This is a genomic window from Limnospira sp. PMC 1279.21 (genome assembly GCF_032349615.1).
Taxonomy (GTDB): Bacteria; Cyanobacteriota; Cyanobacteriia; order Cyanobacteriales; family Microcoleaceae; genus Limnospira; species Limnospira fusiformis.
Genome location: NZ_JARPLU010000004.1, coordinates 1 through 16,921 on the forward strand (window position 1 = coordinate 1; position 16,921 = coordinate 16,921).

General features: G+C 43.1%; 19 protein-coding genes. 14 read left to right on the forward strand and 5 right to left on the reverse strand.

All coding sequences use genetic code 11. From position 1 onward, the window contains the following. The first annotated feature begins 202 nt into the window (after positions 1-202). The 7 genes from P5683_RS01035 (at position 203) to hypD (ending at position 7,330) form a co-directional block, all read left to right on the forward strand. A complete protein-coding gene (locus P5683_RS01035) occupies positions 203-1,186 on the forward strand; it encodes an alpha-ketoacid dehydrogenase subunit beta (protein ID WP_006621902.1) in 984 nt (327 codons plus the stop codon). A gap of 127 nt (positions 1,187-1,313) precedes the next feature. Further along, entirely contained in the window at positions 1,314-2,705 is a 1,392-nt protein-coding gene (gene secD, locus P5683_RS01040) for a protein translocase subunit SecD (protein WP_006621903.1), read from the forward strand. Positions 2,706-2,762: 57 nt separating this feature from the next. Next, the gene (gene secF / locus P5683_RS01045; RefSeq protein WP_008052940.1) at positions 2,763-3,755 is read left to right on the forward strand and encodes a protein translocase subunit SecF; all 993 of its coding nucleotides are present in this window, start codon (positions 2,763-2,765) and stop codon (positions 3,753-3,755) included. Positions 3,756-3,769: 14 nt separating this feature from the next. Then, positions 3,770-4,168, forward strand: coding sequence for a hypothetical protein (locus tag P5683_RS01050; protein WP_006668879.1), 399 nt, complete (start codon positions 3,770-3,772; stop codon positions 4,166-4,168). Positions 4,169-4,482: 314 nt separating this feature from the next. After that, positions 4,483-4,713: a hypothetical protein gene (locus tag P5683_RS01055; RefSeq protein WP_006668881.1), complete on the forward strand. Its 231-nt coding sequence runs from the start codon at positions 4,483-4,485 to the stop codon at positions 4,711-4,713. A gap of 312 nt (positions 4,714-5,025) precedes the next feature. After that, on the forward strand, positions 5,026-6,093 hold the full coding sequence (locus P5683_RS01060; RefSeq protein ID WP_006621910.1) for an amino acid ABC transporter substrate-binding protein: 1,068 nt from the start codon (positions 5,026-5,028) through the stop codon (positions 6,091-6,093). A 130-nt stretch (positions 6,094-6,223) separates the two neighbouring features. Next, a complete protein-coding gene (hypD, locus tag P5683_RS01065) occupies positions 6,224-7,330 on the forward strand; it encodes a hydrogenase formation protein HypD (RefSeq protein ID WP_315638747.1) in 1,107 nt (368 codons plus the stop codon). A 354-nt stretch (positions 7,331-7,684) separates the two neighbouring features. On the opposite strand, the gene P5683_RS01070 is transcribed toward hypD, so the two are convergent. Both P5683_RS01070 and P5683_RS01075 read right to left on the reverse strand, forming a co-directional pair. Continuing rightward, positions 7,685-8,125, reverse strand: coding sequence for a hypothetical protein (locus P5683_RS01070; RefSeq protein WP_006621912.1), 441 nt, complete (start codon positions 8,123-8,125; stop codon positions 7,685-7,687). Between the two features lies 1 nt (position 8,126). After that, complete coding sequence (locus P5683_RS01075; protein ID WP_006668883.1) at positions 8,127-8,609, reverse strand: hypothetical protein; 483 nt, start codon at positions 8,607-8,609, stop codon at positions 8,127-8,129. Between the two features lie 61 nt (positions 8,610-8,670). On the opposite strand from P5683_RS01075, the gene hypE reads away from it, so the two are divergent. Further along, positions 8,671-9,717: a hydrogenase expression/formation protein HypE gene (gene hypE / locus P5683_RS01080; protein WP_006621914.1), complete on the forward strand. Its 1,047-nt coding sequence runs from the start codon at positions 8,671-8,673 to the stop codon at positions 9,715-9,717. Here the strand turns inward: hypE and P5683_RS01085 are convergent. After that, positions 9,700-10,161: a nitrate reductase associated protein gene (locus tag P5683_RS01085; protein WP_006621915.1), complete on the reverse strand. Its 462-nt coding sequence runs from the start codon at positions 10,159-10,161 to the stop codon at positions 9,700-9,702. The genes hypE and P5683_RS01085 overlap by 18 nt on opposite strands. Before the next feature lie 22 nt (positions 10,162-10,183). Next, positions 10,184-11,743, reverse strand: coding sequence for a TM0106 family RecB-like putative nuclease (locus P5683_RS01090; RefSeq protein ID WP_006668884.1), 1,560 nt, complete (start codon positions 11,741-11,743; stop codon positions 10,184-10,186). Positions 11,744-11,870: 127 nt separating this feature from the next. Between P5683_RS01090 and P5683_RS01095 the strand changes: the two genes are divergently transcribed. From P5683_RS01095 to P5683_RS01110, 4 genes are read left to right on the forward strand one after another with little or no spacing between them, the layout of a single operon-like run. Further along, entirely contained in the window at positions 11,871-13,046 is a 1,176-nt protein-coding gene (locus tag P5683_RS01095; RefSeq protein ID WP_006621917.1) for an aminotransferase class V-fold PLP-dependent enzyme, read from the forward strand. Between the two features lie 21 nt (positions 13,047-13,067). Continuing rightward, a complete protein-coding gene (gene yhdJ / locus P5683_RS01100; RefSeq protein WP_006668885.1) occupies positions 13,068-13,955 on the forward strand; it encodes an adenine-specific DNA-methyltransferase in 888 nt (295 codons plus the stop codon). Further along, positions 13,936-14,634, forward strand: a complete 699-nt coding sequence (locus tag P5683_RS01105) for a hypothetical protein (RefSeq protein WP_006621919.1) — start codon at positions 13,936-13,938, stop codon at positions 14,632-14,634. Before yhdJ ends, P5683_RS01105 begins: the two co-directional genes overlap by 20 nt. A 25-nt stretch (positions 14,635-14,659) precedes the next feature. Then, positions 14,660-15,088, forward strand: coding sequence for a hypothetical protein (locus P5683_RS01110; protein WP_006621920.1), 429 nt, complete (start codon positions 14,660-14,662; stop codon positions 15,086-15,088). A gap of 58 nt (positions 15,089-15,146) precedes the next feature. On the opposite strand, the gene P5683_RS01115 is transcribed toward P5683_RS01110, so the two are convergent. Then, complete coding sequence (locus P5683_RS01115) at positions 15,147-15,863, reverse strand: phosphoribosyltransferase (protein ID WP_006621921.1); 717 nt, start codon at positions 15,861-15,863, stop codon at positions 15,147-15,149. Positions 15,864-15,920: 57 nt separating this feature from the next. Here P5683_RS01115 and P5683_RS01120 point away from each other — a divergent pair, with 57 nt between their 5' ends. Both P5683_RS01120 and P5683_RS01125 read left to right on the forward strand, forming a co-directional pair. Beyond that, entirely contained in the window at positions 15,921-16,625 is a 705-nt protein-coding gene (locus P5683_RS01120) for a uracil-DNA glycosylase family protein (RefSeq protein ID WP_006621922.1), read from the forward strand. Between the two features lie 95 nt (positions 16,626-16,720). After that, on the forward strand, positions 16,721-16,900 hold the full coding sequence (locus P5683_RS01125; RefSeq protein ID WP_006621923.1) for a hypothetical protein: 180 nt from the start codon (positions 16,721-16,723) through the stop codon (positions 16,898-16,900). Positions 16,901-16,921 lie beyond the last annotated feature (21 nt).

Sequence of the window (16,921 nt, forward strand, 5' to 3'; positions counted from 1 at the left end):
TCCCGTGGCTGCTCTAGCACCCGCCCCTACTGGCCGTGGGAATCGTGGGTTAGGGTTAGGGTTAGGTTAGGGCGATCGCTTTCAGTGGGCTGGTTTCTCCCGTGGCTGCTCTAGCACCCGCCCCTACAGAGTCGCGCCTACTCTATATTTGTGTCGCCTTCCCTGGTTAAAATAATTAATCCACTATACTCGGATAATCTTCATGGCACAGACTCTACTTTTTAATGCACTGCGTCAAGCCACTGACGAAGAAATGGCTCGCGATCCTGCTGTATTGGTTCTAGGGGAAGATGTAGGTCACTATGGTGGTTCCTACAAAGTGACCAAAGACTTGCATAAGAAATATGGGGATCTGCGAGTTCTCGATACCCCCATTGCTGAAAATAGTTTCACAGGGATGGCAGTTGGTGCCGCTATGACCGGACTGCGACCCATAATCGAAGGGATGAACATGGGATTCCTGCTGCTGGCTTTCAACCAAATTGCTAATAATGGTGGAATGCTGCGCTACACTTCCGGGGGTAACTTTAAAATGCCTTTGGTAATTCGTGGACCCGGCGGGGTGGGTCGTCAATTGGGAGCCGAACACTCTCAACGCCTAGAGTCCTATTTCCAAGCGGTTCCGGGTCTAAAAATTGTCGCCTGTTCTACGCCCTATAATGCTAAGGGTCTACTCAAATCGGCAATTCGGGATGATAACCCGGTTTTGTTCTTTGAGCACGTCCTGCTGTATAACCTCAAGGAAGATCTACCGGAAGAGGAATATTTGGTTCCTATTGACCAGGCGGAAATTGTGCGATCGGGTAAAGATGTCACGATTCTTACCTACTCTCGGATGCGCCATCATGTAATGCAGGCGGTTCCGGCTATGGTGAAACAGGGTTTTGACCCAGAGGTGATTGATTTAATTTCCCTCAAGCCTTTAGACCTGAATACCATTGGCGAGTCGATTCGGAAAACTCACCGTGTGATTATTGTGGAAGAGTGCATGAAAACCGGGGGAATTGGGGCGGAACTGACCGCCTCGATTAATGATAATTTCTTTGATGAACTTGATGCTCCTGTGTTGCGGCTTTCCTCCCAGGATATCCCTACCCCCTATAACGGGATGTTGGAAAGGTTGACGATTGTACAGCCGGAACAGGTTCTGGAGGCGGTTCAGAAGATGTTATCCCACCAGGTATAGCTTAATGGGTTCCGCGTCTGGACTTCTGGGTTGAGTTGGGGTGAAGTTCCATGGCTTTCCTGGTAGTTCGGCGTGGGATCGGATTTTAATGATAAAATGAGTCGTTATCCCTGATTTTGAATTCAGTATGCGAAAACAGCGATCGCTCCTTTTCCTGATCTTACTCCTGGTCATCACTTCCCTGATTATTTTGGTCCGGGTTCCTATTCGCCTGGGACTAGACTTGCGGGGTGGTTCTCAACTCACAATTCAGTTGCAAACCTCCGATGATGTGCCACGCATTGATGAGCGGGTTTTGGAGGGGGTTCAGAGTGTCATCGAAAACCGTGTCAACGGTTTGGGTGTTTCTGAGGCTGTGGTGCAAACTGTAGGAGATGATCAGATTCTGGTGCAACTCCCCGGTGTCAGTGACCCAGAACAAGCGGAACGGGTTTTGGGAGGGACGGCTCAGTTGGATTTCCGGGAGCAAAGACCGGGGACTGAGGGAGAGCTTTTTGCGGAAATACAGGTTAATCGAGCATTAGATGCTGATTTAAGACAGGCGATCGCCACCGGAGACGATGATAGACTCGAACAACTCCTCCAACAACTCAATGAAAGTAATCAGGCGATCGCCTCATTCTATAAAGAACCCATAATTCGCGGCCAGCAGCTACAAGATGCCTTCCCCCAACCCACTCAAGGGGGGAATGGTTGGGAAATTGTCCTGCGCTTTAATAGTGAAGGCGGCAGAAATTTTGCTGAACTTACCAAAAACTTAGCCGGGACAGGACGCACCATTGGCATCTTTTTAGATGACAGTCTGTTAAGTTCTCCCACCGTTTCCGTGGAATTTGCCGATACCGGAATTACCGGGGGAAGTGCCGTAATTACCGGCAATTTTAGCGCCGCCGAAGCTAATGATCTCGCCGTACAATTGCGAGGGGGAGCGCTTCCGGTTCCGGTGGAAATTGTCGAAAACCGCACCGTCGGTGCAACTCTGGGACGTGATAGCATTCAGCGCAGTATTTATGCCGGCAGTGGCGGCTTGATTTTGGTGCTAATTTTTATGGTGGCTTATTATCGCCTACCAGGAGCGATCGCTGATGTGGCTTTGGTGGTTTACGCCTTATTTACCCTAGCCATTTTTGCCCTCTTGGGAGTTACCCTTACCCTACCGGGAATTGCTGGGTTTATCCTTAGTATCGGTATGGCTGTTGATGCTAACGTCCTGATTTTTGAACGCACCCGGGAAGAACTCCGAGCCGGAAAAACCCTCTATCGTTCCGTCGAGTCTGGTTTTTATCGGGCTTTTGGCAGTATCCTGGATGGAAATGTTACCACTGGTATTGCTTGTGCCGCTCTGTTCTGGCTGGGAACTGGACTGGTGAAGGGATTTGCCCTTACCCTCGGTTTGGGGGTGGCTGTGAGTATGTTTACCGCTGTTACCTTTAGCCGCACTCTCATGTTTACCGTGATTAGTTTACCTGAGTTCCGCAAGCCTGAATTGTTTTGTCCAAATCTCCCTAAGACTAATTAGGTTTGATGGTTTTCTCAACTCTTGTGTTGCCCCTAAATTATGGCTTGATCTGAAACTATGACTTTTAGTGTGACAAAACGGCGATCGCTTTGGTGGATGATTTCGGCGGCGGTTATCCTCGCCGGAATAGTGGGGATGTTAATTTCCTGGACTAATCCTGATATTGGCTCACCCATACGCCCCGGACTAGACTTTGTGGGAGGAACTCGCCTCCAGTTGGAACTTGATTGCACTGTTCCCGGTAATTGTGATGGCCCCATTGAGATTGACCAGGTGCGGGAAGTTTTGCAGGCTCAGGACTTGGGTAGCAGTTCCATTCAACTTTTGGATAAAGACCCCATTCAACGCGATCGCCAAATTGTTTCCGTTCGCACTAAAAACCTCAATGTTGATGAACGAACTCAGCTAGAAGCCGCCTTGCGAGAGGCGATCGGAGTTTTTGACCCCCTCGCTACCCAAATCGACACCGTGGGACCAACTCTCGGCCGTCAAATCTTTATTTCTGGACTCCAAGCCTTACTCGTCGCTTTCGCCGGAATTACCGTCTATCTAACTTTCCGGTTCCAGTTTGACTATGCAGTATTTGCATTTGTCGCCCTATTCCATGATGTTTTTCTGACTATGGGGATATTCTCCATTTTCGGTCTGGTTTTTGGCTTAGAAGCCGATACCCTATTTTTAGTAGCCCTCTTGACAATTATCGGGTTTTCTGTTAATGACACCGTGGTAATTTACGATCGCATCCGGGAAATCTTGAAACAAATGCCTGATGCTTCTACCGGGGAAGTCGTTGATAATGCCGTTAACCAAACCTTGGCGCGCTCTATCAATACCACAGTTACCACCATCCTACCCCTGTTTTGCATTTTCCTGTTTGGCGGGGAAACTCTCAAATATTTTGCCCTCACCCTGATTATAGGTTTTATTGCAGGTTCCTACTCTAGTATTTTTATTGCTAGTACCCTCCTGGGTTGGTGGCGCGATCGCAAAGCGTCTAAGTCAACCATCGTCCCTAATGATGAACCTCAGCCAGTGTCTAGGGAAAAATAAATAATTACAGTCCCATGTCCTATCCTGAACCCTCATTAGATGATCCAGTCCTGAAAACTCAAATGAAACGACTCCATGAGTTGATAATTTGGAGTCGCTGGCTGGTGATTATCCTATTATGGTTGGTTATTGGCTCACTGAGTTTGTGGGGAATGCGATCGGACATTTCCCTACTCATGGAACATTTTACCTGGGCTACAGTCCGCCACGGCCTATTTCATAATCGCCTATCTGCGATCGGTTTAGGTATATGTGTAGGCATGACTACCAGCACCTTACTTTGGCAAAGTCGCAACATTCTTATGGGTTTCCCCCTTCGTTATCGCCAACGCCTAGAAAGACAAGTCCTCAAAATTCGCCAACAGGGTTCGACTCATCCCCTGTGGCGGTGGGTAATTAATAATTATAAATAATTAGCCTCCATAACTGAGCAGATCAGCTACCACTAGAAGACTCTCTGAGAATTATCTGCCATAAGTTTGTATAAATTATTACAATTAACCCTTTATGTCAAGTTATGCTTCAGTTGGTTAAGAGATTTGTAAATCATGTGAAATCTTGTGTAATTTGATGTTTGATCAGGCGAATTTGAGTTATGGTTGAGACTATAAAGAAAAAATAAAGGCGGCCACCACAAATTTAAGATTAGTGTGAACAGGCTGCATATCTAAGACGCTCACCCACTCCCGGCTTTGGGGAGAAAATGAACAAACCATAAGGAGGTCTTATGACTCCAACAATGCTCCGTCAACTTTGGTCTTTAGTTGAAAATACCCAACCTTCACATTTAGTTAGTCTGGATGATGATAGCCTGGTTCAGTGCTTGATGGGTCGCCTAAAGAGTCAGTCAAGCATCAATGGTCAGGAGGTGGATATGTTGGATGAGTATATCAACTCTCGTATATCTCTAATTCGTGACCTAGCCGAGGCTCGTCTGTCTGGGGAATCAATGGCTTAATATTCAATAGGGACGGAGTATAGTGTGCGATCGCTCTATATATTACCCCCCCACAATTTCCCCGAAGATCGCGATATATAGCCAATTTATGTCAAACTCCCTTGAAATTGTCCACGAACGATATCGCCAAATTAAGGTAAGTTTATGAAAATTGTCAACTCCCTTCTCAGGCTGTTGTAAGATAGTCCTGTCCTCGGGTTGCCAATTAATTGGGCTCTCCCTCTTCTCCTAAGTCTCCCTGATAGGTGCAAACCTTAATAGTGGGTGGCTTAGTGGCGATATGTAAACCGATTCAAAGACAATTCAAAAACTATGGGTAAACGAGGTTTTCTATTATTGGTAAGTTGCTTGTCAGCCTTATCACTCACAGCTTGTGAACCCGGAGGATCTCCAGGTTCTGACGGACTAGCCGCCGGAGGCAGCGGTCAAAGTCGCCTAAATGTTGTCAAAAACCGAGGAGTCCTCATTTGTGGGGTAGATGGTGGTATTCCTGGCTTCAGTTTTGTTGATCAGAGTGGCGAATACTCTGGCTTAGATGTAGATGTCTGTAAAGCCGTAGCAGCAGCCTTATTTGATGACCCTAATGCAGTTCAGTATCGGAACTTAGATTCCACAGAACGTTTTGAAGCCATGAGAGCCGGGGAAGTAGATATGCTTTCGCGCAATACTACCTGGACTCTCAGCCGTGATACATCTGTAGGGATGGAATTTGCCCCTACCACATTCCATGATGGTCAGGGTATGATGGTTCGCGCAGATAGTGGAATTACCAGCTTAGAAGATTTTCAGGATCGCGCCGTCTGTGTAGAAGCGGGAACTACCACCGAACTTAATCTTACTGATAATATGCGCGAACGGGGTATCACCTTTGAGACCGTGACATTCCAACAGGCTGACCCCGCCTATGCGGCTTATGCTGAGGGTCGTTGTGAAGGTATGACCTCTGATAAATCTCAACTCCTCGCTCGTCGCAGCACCCTTCCCAACCCCAATGATCATATTATCCTGGATGTTACTATGTCTAAGGAACCCCTCGGACCTGTAACCCTCAATAATGACTCAGCTTGGTTTGATACCGTCAAATGGGTGACATTTGCTTTGTTTGAAGCCGAAGAACTAGGAATTACTCAAGCTAATGTCGAAGAAATTGCCCAAACTAGCGAGAATCCTACCATTCGCCGTTTTCTTGGCGTGGAAGGGGATTTAGGTACAGGAATGGGTTTAACTAATGATTTTGCTGCTAGGGTGATTAGGCACGTCGGAAACTATGCGGAAGTTTACGATCGCAATTTAGGTGCAGGTTCCCAGTTTAATCTTCCTCGCAATGAAAATGAGCTATGGACTAATGGGGGTTTACTCTTTTCTCCACCATTCCGTTAATGACAAAAATTAGGTGAAGGGTAGGATCTTATTAGTTGAGGCGGTTTTTTCGACTACCAAAACTGATCCACCTTTCATCTATCATGGTCAAGCTGAATAACATCACAGCAGCTTATGGGGACATATCAAGATGAAATTTGTGGATGAGTATCGGGATTTGGAATTGTCCCAAAAATACGCTCAGGCGATCGCATCTATTACTAGCCAACCCTGGACAATCATGGAAATTTGTGGGGGACAAACCCACTCCATTGTTAAATATGGCATTGACAAGTTATTACCTGAACAAATTACTTTAATTCATGGCCCTGGATGTCCCGTCTGTGTGACTCCCATTCACATGATTGATCGCGCTGTTGAAATAGCCACCCTTCCTAATACTATTCTCTGTTCCTTTGGGGATATGTTACGAGTCCCTGGAACCGAAAAAGACTTGCTTTCAGTTAAGGCTATGGGGGGAGATATTCGCATCGTTTATTCCCCTTTAGATAGTTTAAAAATTGCTCAGAATAACCCCGACAAACAGGTGGTATTTTTGGCGGTCGGCTTTGAAACTACAGCACCCGCTACAGCTATGGCGGTTTATCAAGCCAAAGAACTCTCAATTGAGAATTTTTCGATGCTGGTTTCTCATGTGTTAGTTCCTCCGGCGATCGCGGCTATTTTATCTAGTTATAACTGTCTAGTACAGGGGTTTTTAGCGGCTGGTCATGTTTGCACAGTGATGGGATACACTGAATATGAGCCGATTGTAAAAAAATATAATATTCCCATTGTTGTGACTGGTTTTGAACCTGTAGATATTCTTCAGGGGATTTATCTATGTATTAAACAGCTAGAAGAGGGACAAGCTACATTAGAAAATCAATACACTCGTTCGGTACAAAGAGAGGGAAATAAGACGGCACAAACCATTATATCACAAGTATTTGAAGTAGTCAATCGTCAATGGCGCGGCATAGGAGAAATTTCCGAAAGTGGTTTAGGGTTGCGATCGCCCTACGCGGAATTTGACGCAGAAAATCGGTTTAATTTGTCACCGCCACAACCGGATAATTATAGCGAATGTATTAGCGGTCAAATTATGCAGGGAATCAAAAAACCCCATCAGTGTCCCGCCTTTGGAACCCGCTGTAAACCAGAACATCCCCTCGGTGCGCCCATGGTTTCTTCGGAAGGCGCTTGCGCCGCCTATTATCGTTACCGCCACCAGGGAGAAACCGAGTTATTACAGTAGGGTGCGTCAGACACCAGAAACCATCAGAAAAACCCGATAATTTATTTCTGACGCACCAGAATACTTGTTCGGAAATAGCTTAAAATATTACCCTCACCCTAAATCAGAATTAATTAATAATTAATAATTAATAATTAATAATTAATTATTGTAGGGGCGCGTTCTGCTGTCAATTCTCAATTCCCCACGACGATATTAATAAACCCGCCCTACCCCACGGGGGAATTACTTGGAAAGGTATTAGATTATTAGACCAATTATATAGTAGGGTGCGTCAGACAGGGAAAACCAGGAGAAAAACCCGATAATTGATGACTGACGCACCAGACCAATTATAAAGTGAGGATTAAAATTTTAATTGATAGGTAAAATGTCTATCAGGTGTTCCCCTGGAAATAAGTCAATTCCTAAAGCTGATTTGATTAAATATAGCAGCAGAAATATGATAGCACTAATCATCAGGTTTAAGCCGATGAGCAATAAGGAAGCGGCTATGATATTAGCAATTTTATGGGCTTGGGTAAAGAAAGGCGATCGCTTTTTTTGTCGGCGTTCCTTACCCACGAAAACCACCACATAAAACCGATCTATAATCAAATCGACAGTAAATCTCAGATCGACAATTTTCGAGGAAGGTTGGGGTATAGCTGCATCTAAAGTTTGCCGAATTTCTGCCAGTTGTTGGGGGTTAAAACTTGCCAAAACTTCGGGAGTCATTTTTTGTAAATATTCATCAGCATTTGGGGGTTGAATCCGAGGTAAATTTCTCGGATATTGTTGAGATTTCCTGTTCATATTAAATCATCCAACCTAAGCGAAAAATTACCGAACCGACTATGAAAGCGACCCCCGGGATACCCAGTAGTATATAAAAAAGGCGATCGTCATTTAAACCCACCGTAGATAGGATAGTGCGACCCCATGCTAAAGCCATAATTAGCAGTATAGAAAAAGCCCATAATCCCATTAAAATCATCGCCCAAAGGGGTGCATTTTGGAATGGTAAATCTGGCAGCCACACCGTTGGCCATGTCTTGAGAATAGTGCCAATAAACATAATCAACACTAGCCAAGCATTCGCCAAAACAATAGCTTCTTCCCCGACCTTAGCCAAATGTAGGATAACCGCGAAAGTGATTAACCACACCAACCAGGGAACCTCAAACGCCGCCAGGAACCACCCAGCCACAGTATAGCCCAAAAATAAAGTGATAGTATAGATCCAAAATCGGGGATAGCTGTAAAATTTATCAGCCACAGTGTCTTTAACAGTTATCACGATATTGTATATTATACAAGAACATCTGAGCAACAGCAAATTTCAGCCAATTAATTAACCCATGGAAAGCAACCCCGACTTTAATTTAACCTGTCCTATTCCCATTGACAACTATCCCCAAGTTTTATTAGCCCACGGTGGTGGTGGACGATTAATGAATCAATTAATTGAGCAAATGTTTCGTCCCGCCTTCGGCACATCATCAGATATTCCCCATGATGCAACCACCCTGACTTTAACGGGCAAAAAAATCGCAATGACCACAGATTCTTATGTGGTTAATCCCCTATTTTTTCCAGGGGGAGATATCGGTTCAATGGCAATTTATGGAACTGTGAATGATTTAGCTATGGCGGGGGCGCGTCCTTTATATCTTAGCGTGGGATTTATCCTCGAAGAAGGACTACCCATGACCACTTTATGGCAAATCATTCAAAGGATGCAAATGGCAGCTAAAGGGGCTGATATTCAGATTGTTACCGGGGACACCAAAGTAGTAGATCGCGGCAAGGGAGATGGCATATTTATTAATACAGCAGGAATTGGAATTATTGAACATGAATTAAGGATTTGTCCTGAGTCTGTACAGCCAGGTGATATCATCTTAGTTAGTGGTGATTTAGGTCGTCATGGTATTGCTATTATGGCAGTGCGTGAAGGGTTGGAATTTGAAACCACAATTGAGAGTGATTCTGCACCAGTGGCTGACCTGGTTTTAGAATTATTAAATGCAGGGGTAGAAATTCACTGTTTGCGGGATTTAACTAGAGGTGGTTTAGCTAGTGCTTTACATGAAATAGCGACAGCCAGTAACTTACAAATGGAAATAGACGAGAATCAACTACCCATCCGGGAAGATGTCCAAGGAGCCTGTGAAATTCTGGGTTTTGACCCTATTTATGTAGCGAATGAAGGTCGTTTTGTGGCTTTTATACCTGCTAAGGATGTTGAAAAAACCTGCTCAATTTTAACTGCCAAAAATCCCCAAGCGTCTGTGATTGGTCAAGTTCAAGACAAAGCTGGGGGATTAGTGACTATGCGAAGTAAAATCGGATCGACTCGCATTGTTGACTTACTCAGTGGGGAACAACTACCCCGCATCTGTTAAGTTAAACTCTTTCATGGCTGGAATAAAGTTGGCGTTTTCATGGTTAGAACGACTGAGTTTAATCAATGCAAAACGCTGGATAGGTGTGAGTTTTTCCCACTGTTCTACAGAAATTTGTAAATGGGTTTCGGCGGCTTTATTTTGGACGGCTTCAGGAACTTGACTAGCATCTAACCAAGCTGGCTGTGAATCAACTGGCAAATCTTTTAGGGGTATATCTGTATATTTACTCGCGAAATCTTGCAGTAAATTACGATAGGTATTAATATCGTCTTGGGTTTCGGTTGGCTGTTGTACTAATTGTTGACGCACCGACAGGGGAAATTGATTCCAGTGGGCTAGTTTTAATTTAACCCCACAGGTATCGAGTTTGTAGCGAACCGCCATAGGAATACAGCGTAGAGAAGAGACAAAATCATCCTCAAATTTAAACAAGTGACTCATTATTTACCTATTAGAAGTTGACCTACAAAAAATTGACTTCTGCGCCAACAGATTGACTTTGGATAAAATCAGCTAACCACCGTCTAACGTGATAGGTAGCGCGACAATCATCTTCATTATAACGAACGATCGCATCTAATAAAGTGCGATCGCCTGTTTTTAACCATTCCTCATACCAACAAACACATTGCGCGCCATTAGCCTTAGCATCTCGCCACTCAAAACCCATCCAGCGTGCGATCGATTTTAAGGCGTAGCTTTCCACAGGTAATGTGACGGTTTCTACAATTTGATAATGAACATCAACTAAGCGTTTAATCAAAGGTCGCCACAAATAAGATGGAGTCTGATACAGTTTAGCCAAACGGCTAATAGTTTTGGCTTCATAGTCGCAAAAGTGGAAAATTGGCGCAATGGGATATCGCCACACGAGGGTTAAAAAATGCTCCCAGGCTATTTGTTCATCGGCGGTAGTTTCGGCTAATAAGGGATAGAATTTTTCCCTTTGCGATCGCCTATCAACTACCAACACACCATGAAGATAATCTAAGTTTAGATCCGGCTGTGCTTCAATATCAAAATATAGTTCTACAGGTGATTGTAACCAAAAGGGATCTGGCAGATATTTATGGCTGGTTTTTGTCGATAGTTTAACATTAATAATATCATCAATATTTTGCTTGAGAATGGCTTGATTTTTCCAAACAGATTCAGCTTGCCTAATTACTTGGACAGCGACACCATTATCAAACTCTGGATAAGTTTGGAGGATTTCGGGTTGAGTTTGTGCGAGAGACTCAACACTGGTCAAATTTAAACTATTAAGGCGAGTTTGACGAATGGGGGTAATTCCTGGTAATAAACAGATATTTTTTTGGGATTTAGCAATATCATGGCAGTTAGTATACCATTGACAGAGACTGCATTTTTGGCGACTGATAAAAATATCCGGTTCCTGAGCGTTTTTGATCAGAGTCAGATAATCCTGGACAATTTCCCGCATTTGAGGAAGTCGCTGTTTGAGGTCTACGGAATAAGCACCGCGATCGCGTAATAGTAGCACCACTTCTTCTGGCATTACCCCTTGAATCGCCGCCAATATTTCCCCATGAAATACGGCTACAATTTGATAATCAAGTTTCGGACGTTTTCCTAGGCGGATATCTTGGGGGATATATAGCCAATCACCAAACTGGGAAGCCCCAGGTTTTTTGACTAACAAATCTGGGCGACTGAGATAACTTACCTGTTCAGGGAGTTGGTCAAAAAAGGAGCGATCGCCATAAGCAGAATCGGAGGAATGGCTATGATATAATAACACCCCACGGTAAATATAATCTACTCCCTGCCGCATCAATTCTAGGGTAGCTTGCATTCCGGCTTCCCAGTCTTGTGGGGGATATTTAGGCTGTGAATAAATGCGATCGGCAATGATAGTTTTTCGATAGGTGACACTATCAGCTATCAATTTCAGGAGAAAATCGCTAGGGGGTTCTTTCAGGGTGCGATCGCCGTAGACATCTAAAAAGGCCCGTCGATCGCAACGTTGGTAAAATAGAAGCTGTTGATCTTCGATCAGCATTAATATTGTTGAGGATGGGCAAGGTAAATTTATGATTATAGGCTATGGTAGCACCAATTCTGATGTAGATGGGTTAGTTGTTGAAAATTCGTGGTAAAAGTGGATCATAAGGCGATATCTGATACCCATGAACAAGTCATTAGAAACCCACCGACAAAATTTTCCAGCTTTGGAGAATAAGGCATATTTTAACTATGGGGGACAGGGACCCTTGCCACAAGTCTCGATGGATAAGATTATCAAATCCTATCAGTTTGTCCAGGAGTGTGGTCCTTTTTCCCAAAAGGTAAATAGCTGGGTTCAGCAGGAGTTAGGCTTAACACGGGAGGCGATCGCCTCTGAGTTAGGGGTACAATCTGCAACTATTACCCTGACGGAAGATGTGACCGTAGGCTGTAATATTGCCCTATGGGGGATTGATTGGCAACGAGGAGATCATCTATTAATCTCGGATTGTGAACACCCAGGGGTAGTGGCCACGGTGGGGGAATTGGTGCGGCGGTTTCAGATAGAGGTATCTGTCTGTCCCCTGTTAGAGACTTTAAATGAGGGTGATCCGGTAGAGGCGATCGCATCTCGAATCAAATCCAACACTCGCCTGGTAGTAATTAGTCATATCTTATGGAATACAGGACAGGTTTTGCCTCTCACCGCGATTATGCAAGCCTGTAAAGCCGCTTCAGGAGGGGTTAGGGTATTGGTGGATGCGGCGCAGTCTGTAGGGGTTCTGCCGTTAAATTTAGCGGAATCTGGAGTAGATTTTTATGGTTTTACGGGTCATAAATGGTTATGTGGTCCAGAGGGTTTAGGGGGTTTATATGTCAGTCCTGATGCTGTATCAGATCTGAGTCCTACTTTTATCGGGTGGCGGGGTATTGAAGTTGACGAAAGGGGAACACCGACTAATTGGAAATCTGACGGAAGACGCTATGAAATAGCCACCTCAGCTTATCCTTTGATGGTGGGTTTACGAGAGGCGATCGCTATTCATAACCAATGGGGAACTGCCACCGAACGTTATCAACAAATTTGTAATCTTAGTCAATACCTATGGGAACGTTTATCAGAACTTCCCCAAATTGATTGTTTACGCACTTCTCCACCAGAATCGGGTTTAGTATCATTTAAAGTTACCCAAAGTCTCCCCCACCCACAGATAGTCAGAGCCTTAGAATCGGAAAATATTTTAGTGCGAACTATCCTCGACCCCGACTGTATTCGCGCCTGCGTTCATTATTTCACTCAGCCATCAGAAATTGATGAACTGATTACTTGTCTGGCTAAAATATCGGGTGGCGGCTAATTTTAAAGGCGATATATCCTTATGTTTCAACGGTATCAAGATGATAGAAATACTATATTTCATGGAGATGCAATTCAGATTTTATCTAGTCAAATTGCAGCTAATTCTGTGAATCTGATTTTTGCAGATCCTCCCTACAATATAGGGAAGAAATTTTCCAAGTTTCATGACCAATGGAATTCCGAAGAAGATTATATCAATTGGTCATATCAATGGCTTGATGAATGTGTCAGGGTATTGAAACCTAACGGAACATTATATGTAATGACCAGCACTCAATCTATGCCATACTTTGATATTTACTTGCGGCAAAAAATGTCAATTCTTAGTCGTATTGTCTGGCATTATGATAGTTCTGGAGTGCAAGCAAAGAAATATTTTGGGTCTATGTATGAACCCATACTTCATTGCGTGAAAGACCAGAAAAATTATATTTTCAATTCAGCCGATATTAAAGTGGAAGCCAAGACTGGCGCACAACGTAAATTAATTGATTATAGAAAACCAGTACCTACTCAATACAACAGTGAAAAAGTGCCTGGTAATGTCTGGTATTTTCCCCGTGTAAGGTATCGCATGGCAGAATATGAAAATCATCCAGCACAGAAACCAGAATCATTGTTAGAAAGAATTATTCTAGCAAGTACCAACACACATGATTTGGTACTTGATCCCTTTGCTGGAACTTTTACCACTGCAGCCGTAGCTAAACGCTTAGGACGAATTTCTATGAGTATAGAATCTCAAGAAGAATATCTTAAAATTGGTCTAAGGCGGGTTTTAGGATGGCAAGAATACCAAGGAGAAAAGCTACTACCACCCGCGAAAAATCAGACTAAACAAAATACCAATTTTCCTACAAATCAATTCATTCAACCCAGTATTTTTGATGCCGATACTACAGCATGAATTCACTCTAAAGATTATCGAAATTCTCAATTCTCATTTTCCCAATCAGGGAGAGCAAGTTTTGATAAATAGTGAGTTATTGCAATATCTCAATATTAAAACCAAAGCTGCTAATCGAGGTTCTAAATCACGGGCTGGATTTGCTAACCACTATGCTATCTATGTATTAGTTGAAGACTATCTCAATAATAAATTTCACATTAGAGGTGGCTATGATGATTATGAAGGGGCTCAGTTTATTAATCTTTTACAGAGACAAAGACAACTTCCCTTTGGGAATAAACTGCAAAATCATGCCCTGAATCATCGACTAAATCAGGAGTTTAAAAAATACTTCCCCACTTTATCTTATGTACCGGTAATCAGAGATACAAAAACTAATAGATACTGGATAAATGAAAATCTGCTTCAGGTTTCTATCAATGGTAATCAAATCAACATTGCTGAGGCAATCATAGATATTATAGATGCTTTTGTGATAGCCAGAAGACAGTCTTTTAGTCAGTTTATTATCTATTGTAAACAGATGATTGAGATTCATAACCAAGACCCTTTACAAGCTATTGAGTTTATTCGCAGTTTTTTAAACAAGGATGTAGATGCCAGAGTGTTTGAAATTGTGAGTTATGCGATTTTAAAACAGTATTACGGAGAGCAAAAAATCTACTGGGTCTCCTAATAGTCTAAATACTGAATACTTAATTTTGTATAAAACTGGTAGAACTAATGCGAATGATGGTGGTATAGATTTTGTGATGAAACCCCTAGGTAAATTCTTCCAAGTGACAGAAACTATTGATGCTGGTAAATATTTCTTAGATATCGATAAAGTACAGAGATACCCTATTACCTTTGTTGTGAAAACTGAACAGCCACCGGAGGAAGTTTTAGATCAAGTTAAGAAACAAGCTACAGCTAAATATCATATAAAAGCTATTGTTCAAAGATATTTAGAGTCTATAGAAGAAGTCATCAATATCCCCGAACTGATGCACCGTTTTGATGCAGTTTTAACACAAGGAAAAGCACCAGATGTAATTGAGGAAATAGTTATACAAAGTCGTATTGAGTTTCACCTGGAAACTGAGGAAAATGATCTGATTAATTATCAAGATGAGGGTAGACTAATTTAATCAAGTATCTGGGTAAAAACTGTGAGATGATGATAATTATTGCCTCCCATATCAAAATCTAAGATAACCATTCTGTTTGCTGCTGAAGACAGGCGATCGCTATAGTAGTTTCCACCTGGTCAAATTCCTGATAAAAACGGCTAACACTCAGGAAAACTTCTGGTGTGGCTAGGATAATTAGTCGATCGCATAACTGTTGTAAAGAATTGACTAACTCGATAGGTGCGAGGGGAACACAAATCCAAATAGCGCCGGGTTTTTGCGATCGCAAAGCCTTAATCGCCGCTACCATAGTCATACCCGTAGCAATACCATCATCAACTACTATAATTAAATTATCCTTAACCGAATTAGAAGGACAATAGGTGGCGAATTCCTGCCATTGACTATAGGCTTTTTCTTGTGCGTCACGCAGAATAGAATGGCTTTCCCAAAACTGGCTAGGACGACGGTTAGACCAAATCACATAACCATCAGCAGTAACAGCCCCTAATGCTAACTCGGGATTATCTGGCTGGGTGATTTTTTTAGCCACAATTACACTGAGGGGACAAGCCAAACGGCGGGCTATCGGTTCAGCCACGGGTAAACCCCCCCTCGGTAAAGCATACACCAACGGACTCATAGCCCCAGGGGAGTCGGTGGTAATCTTATCAATAACTACCTGAGCTAGTTCCTCCCCGGCATGGGTGCGATCGCGAAATAGTGGGTTAGGGAACATAATCGGTTCATCCTTAGCAGTCCCGTTAGATATATAATGACTGGTGTGGCTCATAGTTGCAACTATCCCAGTTCAGCATATACCAGGATTTGAACTTTTACTTAGAAATTCATGTCTAACCAAGACCAACAACTCAGCCTTTTCGATATTCCTAGTCTTAATCAAGACCCTGAGTCCGTAGATTTTGACCTAGAAGAAATTCCCAAAAATGCTCATACTCCCATACCGCCGGGAACCTATCAAACTCTTGCACAAATTGCTGATCATTGTAATAGGTGCTCGCGCTGTCAACTGGGAAAAAACCGCACTCATGCTGTGATTGGTCGTGGGAACCCCACCGCCCCCATTATGATTATCGGAGAAGCACCAGGACAACATGAAGATGAACAAGGTCTTCCTTTTGTGGGTAGATCTGGACAGCTTCTTGATAAGATTTTAGACTCCGTAGGACTTAGTACAGATACCGAAGTTTATATTTCTAATGCTATCCGCTGTCGTCCCCCGGAAAATCGCACCCCAACTGCTTCAGAACTCCAAGCCTGTAAGCCTTATCTATTAGAACAAATCCGCCTCATTAATCCTCAAATTATCCTCCTCACGGGGGCGACTGCAGTTAAGTCTCTTCTAGGAGATAAACGCCCGATTACTAAAATTCGCGGTCAGTGGTTTCAGTGGGAAGGTCGTCAATGTATGCCGATTTTTCACCCCGCATACCTACTCAGAAATTCCTCCCGAGATGTTGGTAAACCTAAATGGTTAATGTGGCAGGATATGCAAGCAGTACGTCAGAGGTTAAATGAGATCCAATCACATTAATTTGAATATAAACCTCCCCACACCTACACCCTCTATTAATTGTTCTCAAATCTGAAAATTACATAAATTTTGCTAATTTATACGGCTAGATAAATTTGATTTTTAAAATATTGTTAAGAATTGATACAATTTTAGGGCAAATACCTCGCCAAAAGTTGACGAGATTATGGGGGTTATGCTATTCTCTAGGAAATCGCACCCAAGGGGTTCCTCTGTCTATTTCCCAAAATCAAGGCTACAACCCTGATTATGTGGCGGTTATAATTATTATCTGACCACAAAATAAAACTGGCGAT

Coding starts and splice junctions, on each gene's coding strand:
- P5683_RS01090 (WP_006668884.1), bottom strand. CDS start 11,743: ATGCTGATCGAAGATCAACAGCTTCTATTTTACCAACGTTGCGATCGA.
- hypE (WP_006621914.1), top strand. CDS start 8,671: ATGGAAAGCAACCCCGACTTTAATTTAACCTGTCCTATTCCCATTGAC.
- P5683_RS01055 (WP_006668881.1), top strand. CDS start 4,483: ATGACTCCAACAATGCTCCGTCAACTTTGGTCTTTAGTTGAAAATACC.
- P5683_RS01105 (WP_006621919.1), top strand. CDS start 13,936: ATGCCGATACTACAGCATGAATTCACTCTAAAGATTATCGAAATTCTC.
- P5683_RS01085 (WP_006621915.1), bottom strand. CDS start 10,161: ATGAGTCACTTGTTTAAATTTGAGGATGATTTTGTCTCTTCTCTACGC.
- hypD (WP_315638747.1), top strand. CDS start 6,224: ATGAAATTTGTGGATGAGTATCGGGATTTGGAATTGTCCCAAAAATAC.
- secF (WP_008052940.1), top strand. CDS start 2,763: ATGACTTTTAGTGTGACAAAACGGCGATCGCTTTGGTGGATGATTTCG.
- P5683_RS01115 (WP_006621921.1), bottom strand. CDS start 15,863: ATGAGCCACACCAGTCATTATATATCTAACGGGACTGCTAAGGATGAA.
- P5683_RS01060 (WP_006621910.1), top strand. CDS start 5,026: ATGGGTAAACGAGGTTTTCTATTATTGGTAAGTTGCTTGTCAGCCTTA.
- P5683_RS01120 (WP_006621922.1), top strand. CDS start 15,921: ATGTCTAACCAAGACCAACAACTCAGCCTTTTCGATATTCCTAGTCTT.
- secD (WP_006621903.1), top strand. CDS start 1,314: ATGCGAAAACAGCGATCGCTCCTTTTCCTGATCTTACTCCTGGTCATC.
- P5683_RS01035 (WP_006621902.1), top strand. CDS start 203: ATGGCACAGACTCTACTTTTTAATGCACTGCGTCAAGCCACTGACGAA.
- P5683_RS01070 (WP_006621912.1), bottom strand. CDS start 8,125: ATGAACAGGAAATCTCAACAATATCCGAGAAATTTACCTCGGATTCAA.
- P5683_RS01095 (WP_006621917.1), top strand. CDS start 11,871: ATGAACAAGTCATTAGAAACCCACCGACAAAATTTTCCAGCTTTGGAG.
- P5683_RS01050 (WP_006668879.1), top strand. CDS start 3,770: ATGTCCTATCCTGAACCCTCATTAGATGATCCAGTCCTGAAAACTCAA.
- yhdJ (WP_006668885.1), top strand. CDS start 13,068: ATGTTTCAACGGTATCAAGATGATAGAAATACTATATTTCATGGAGAT.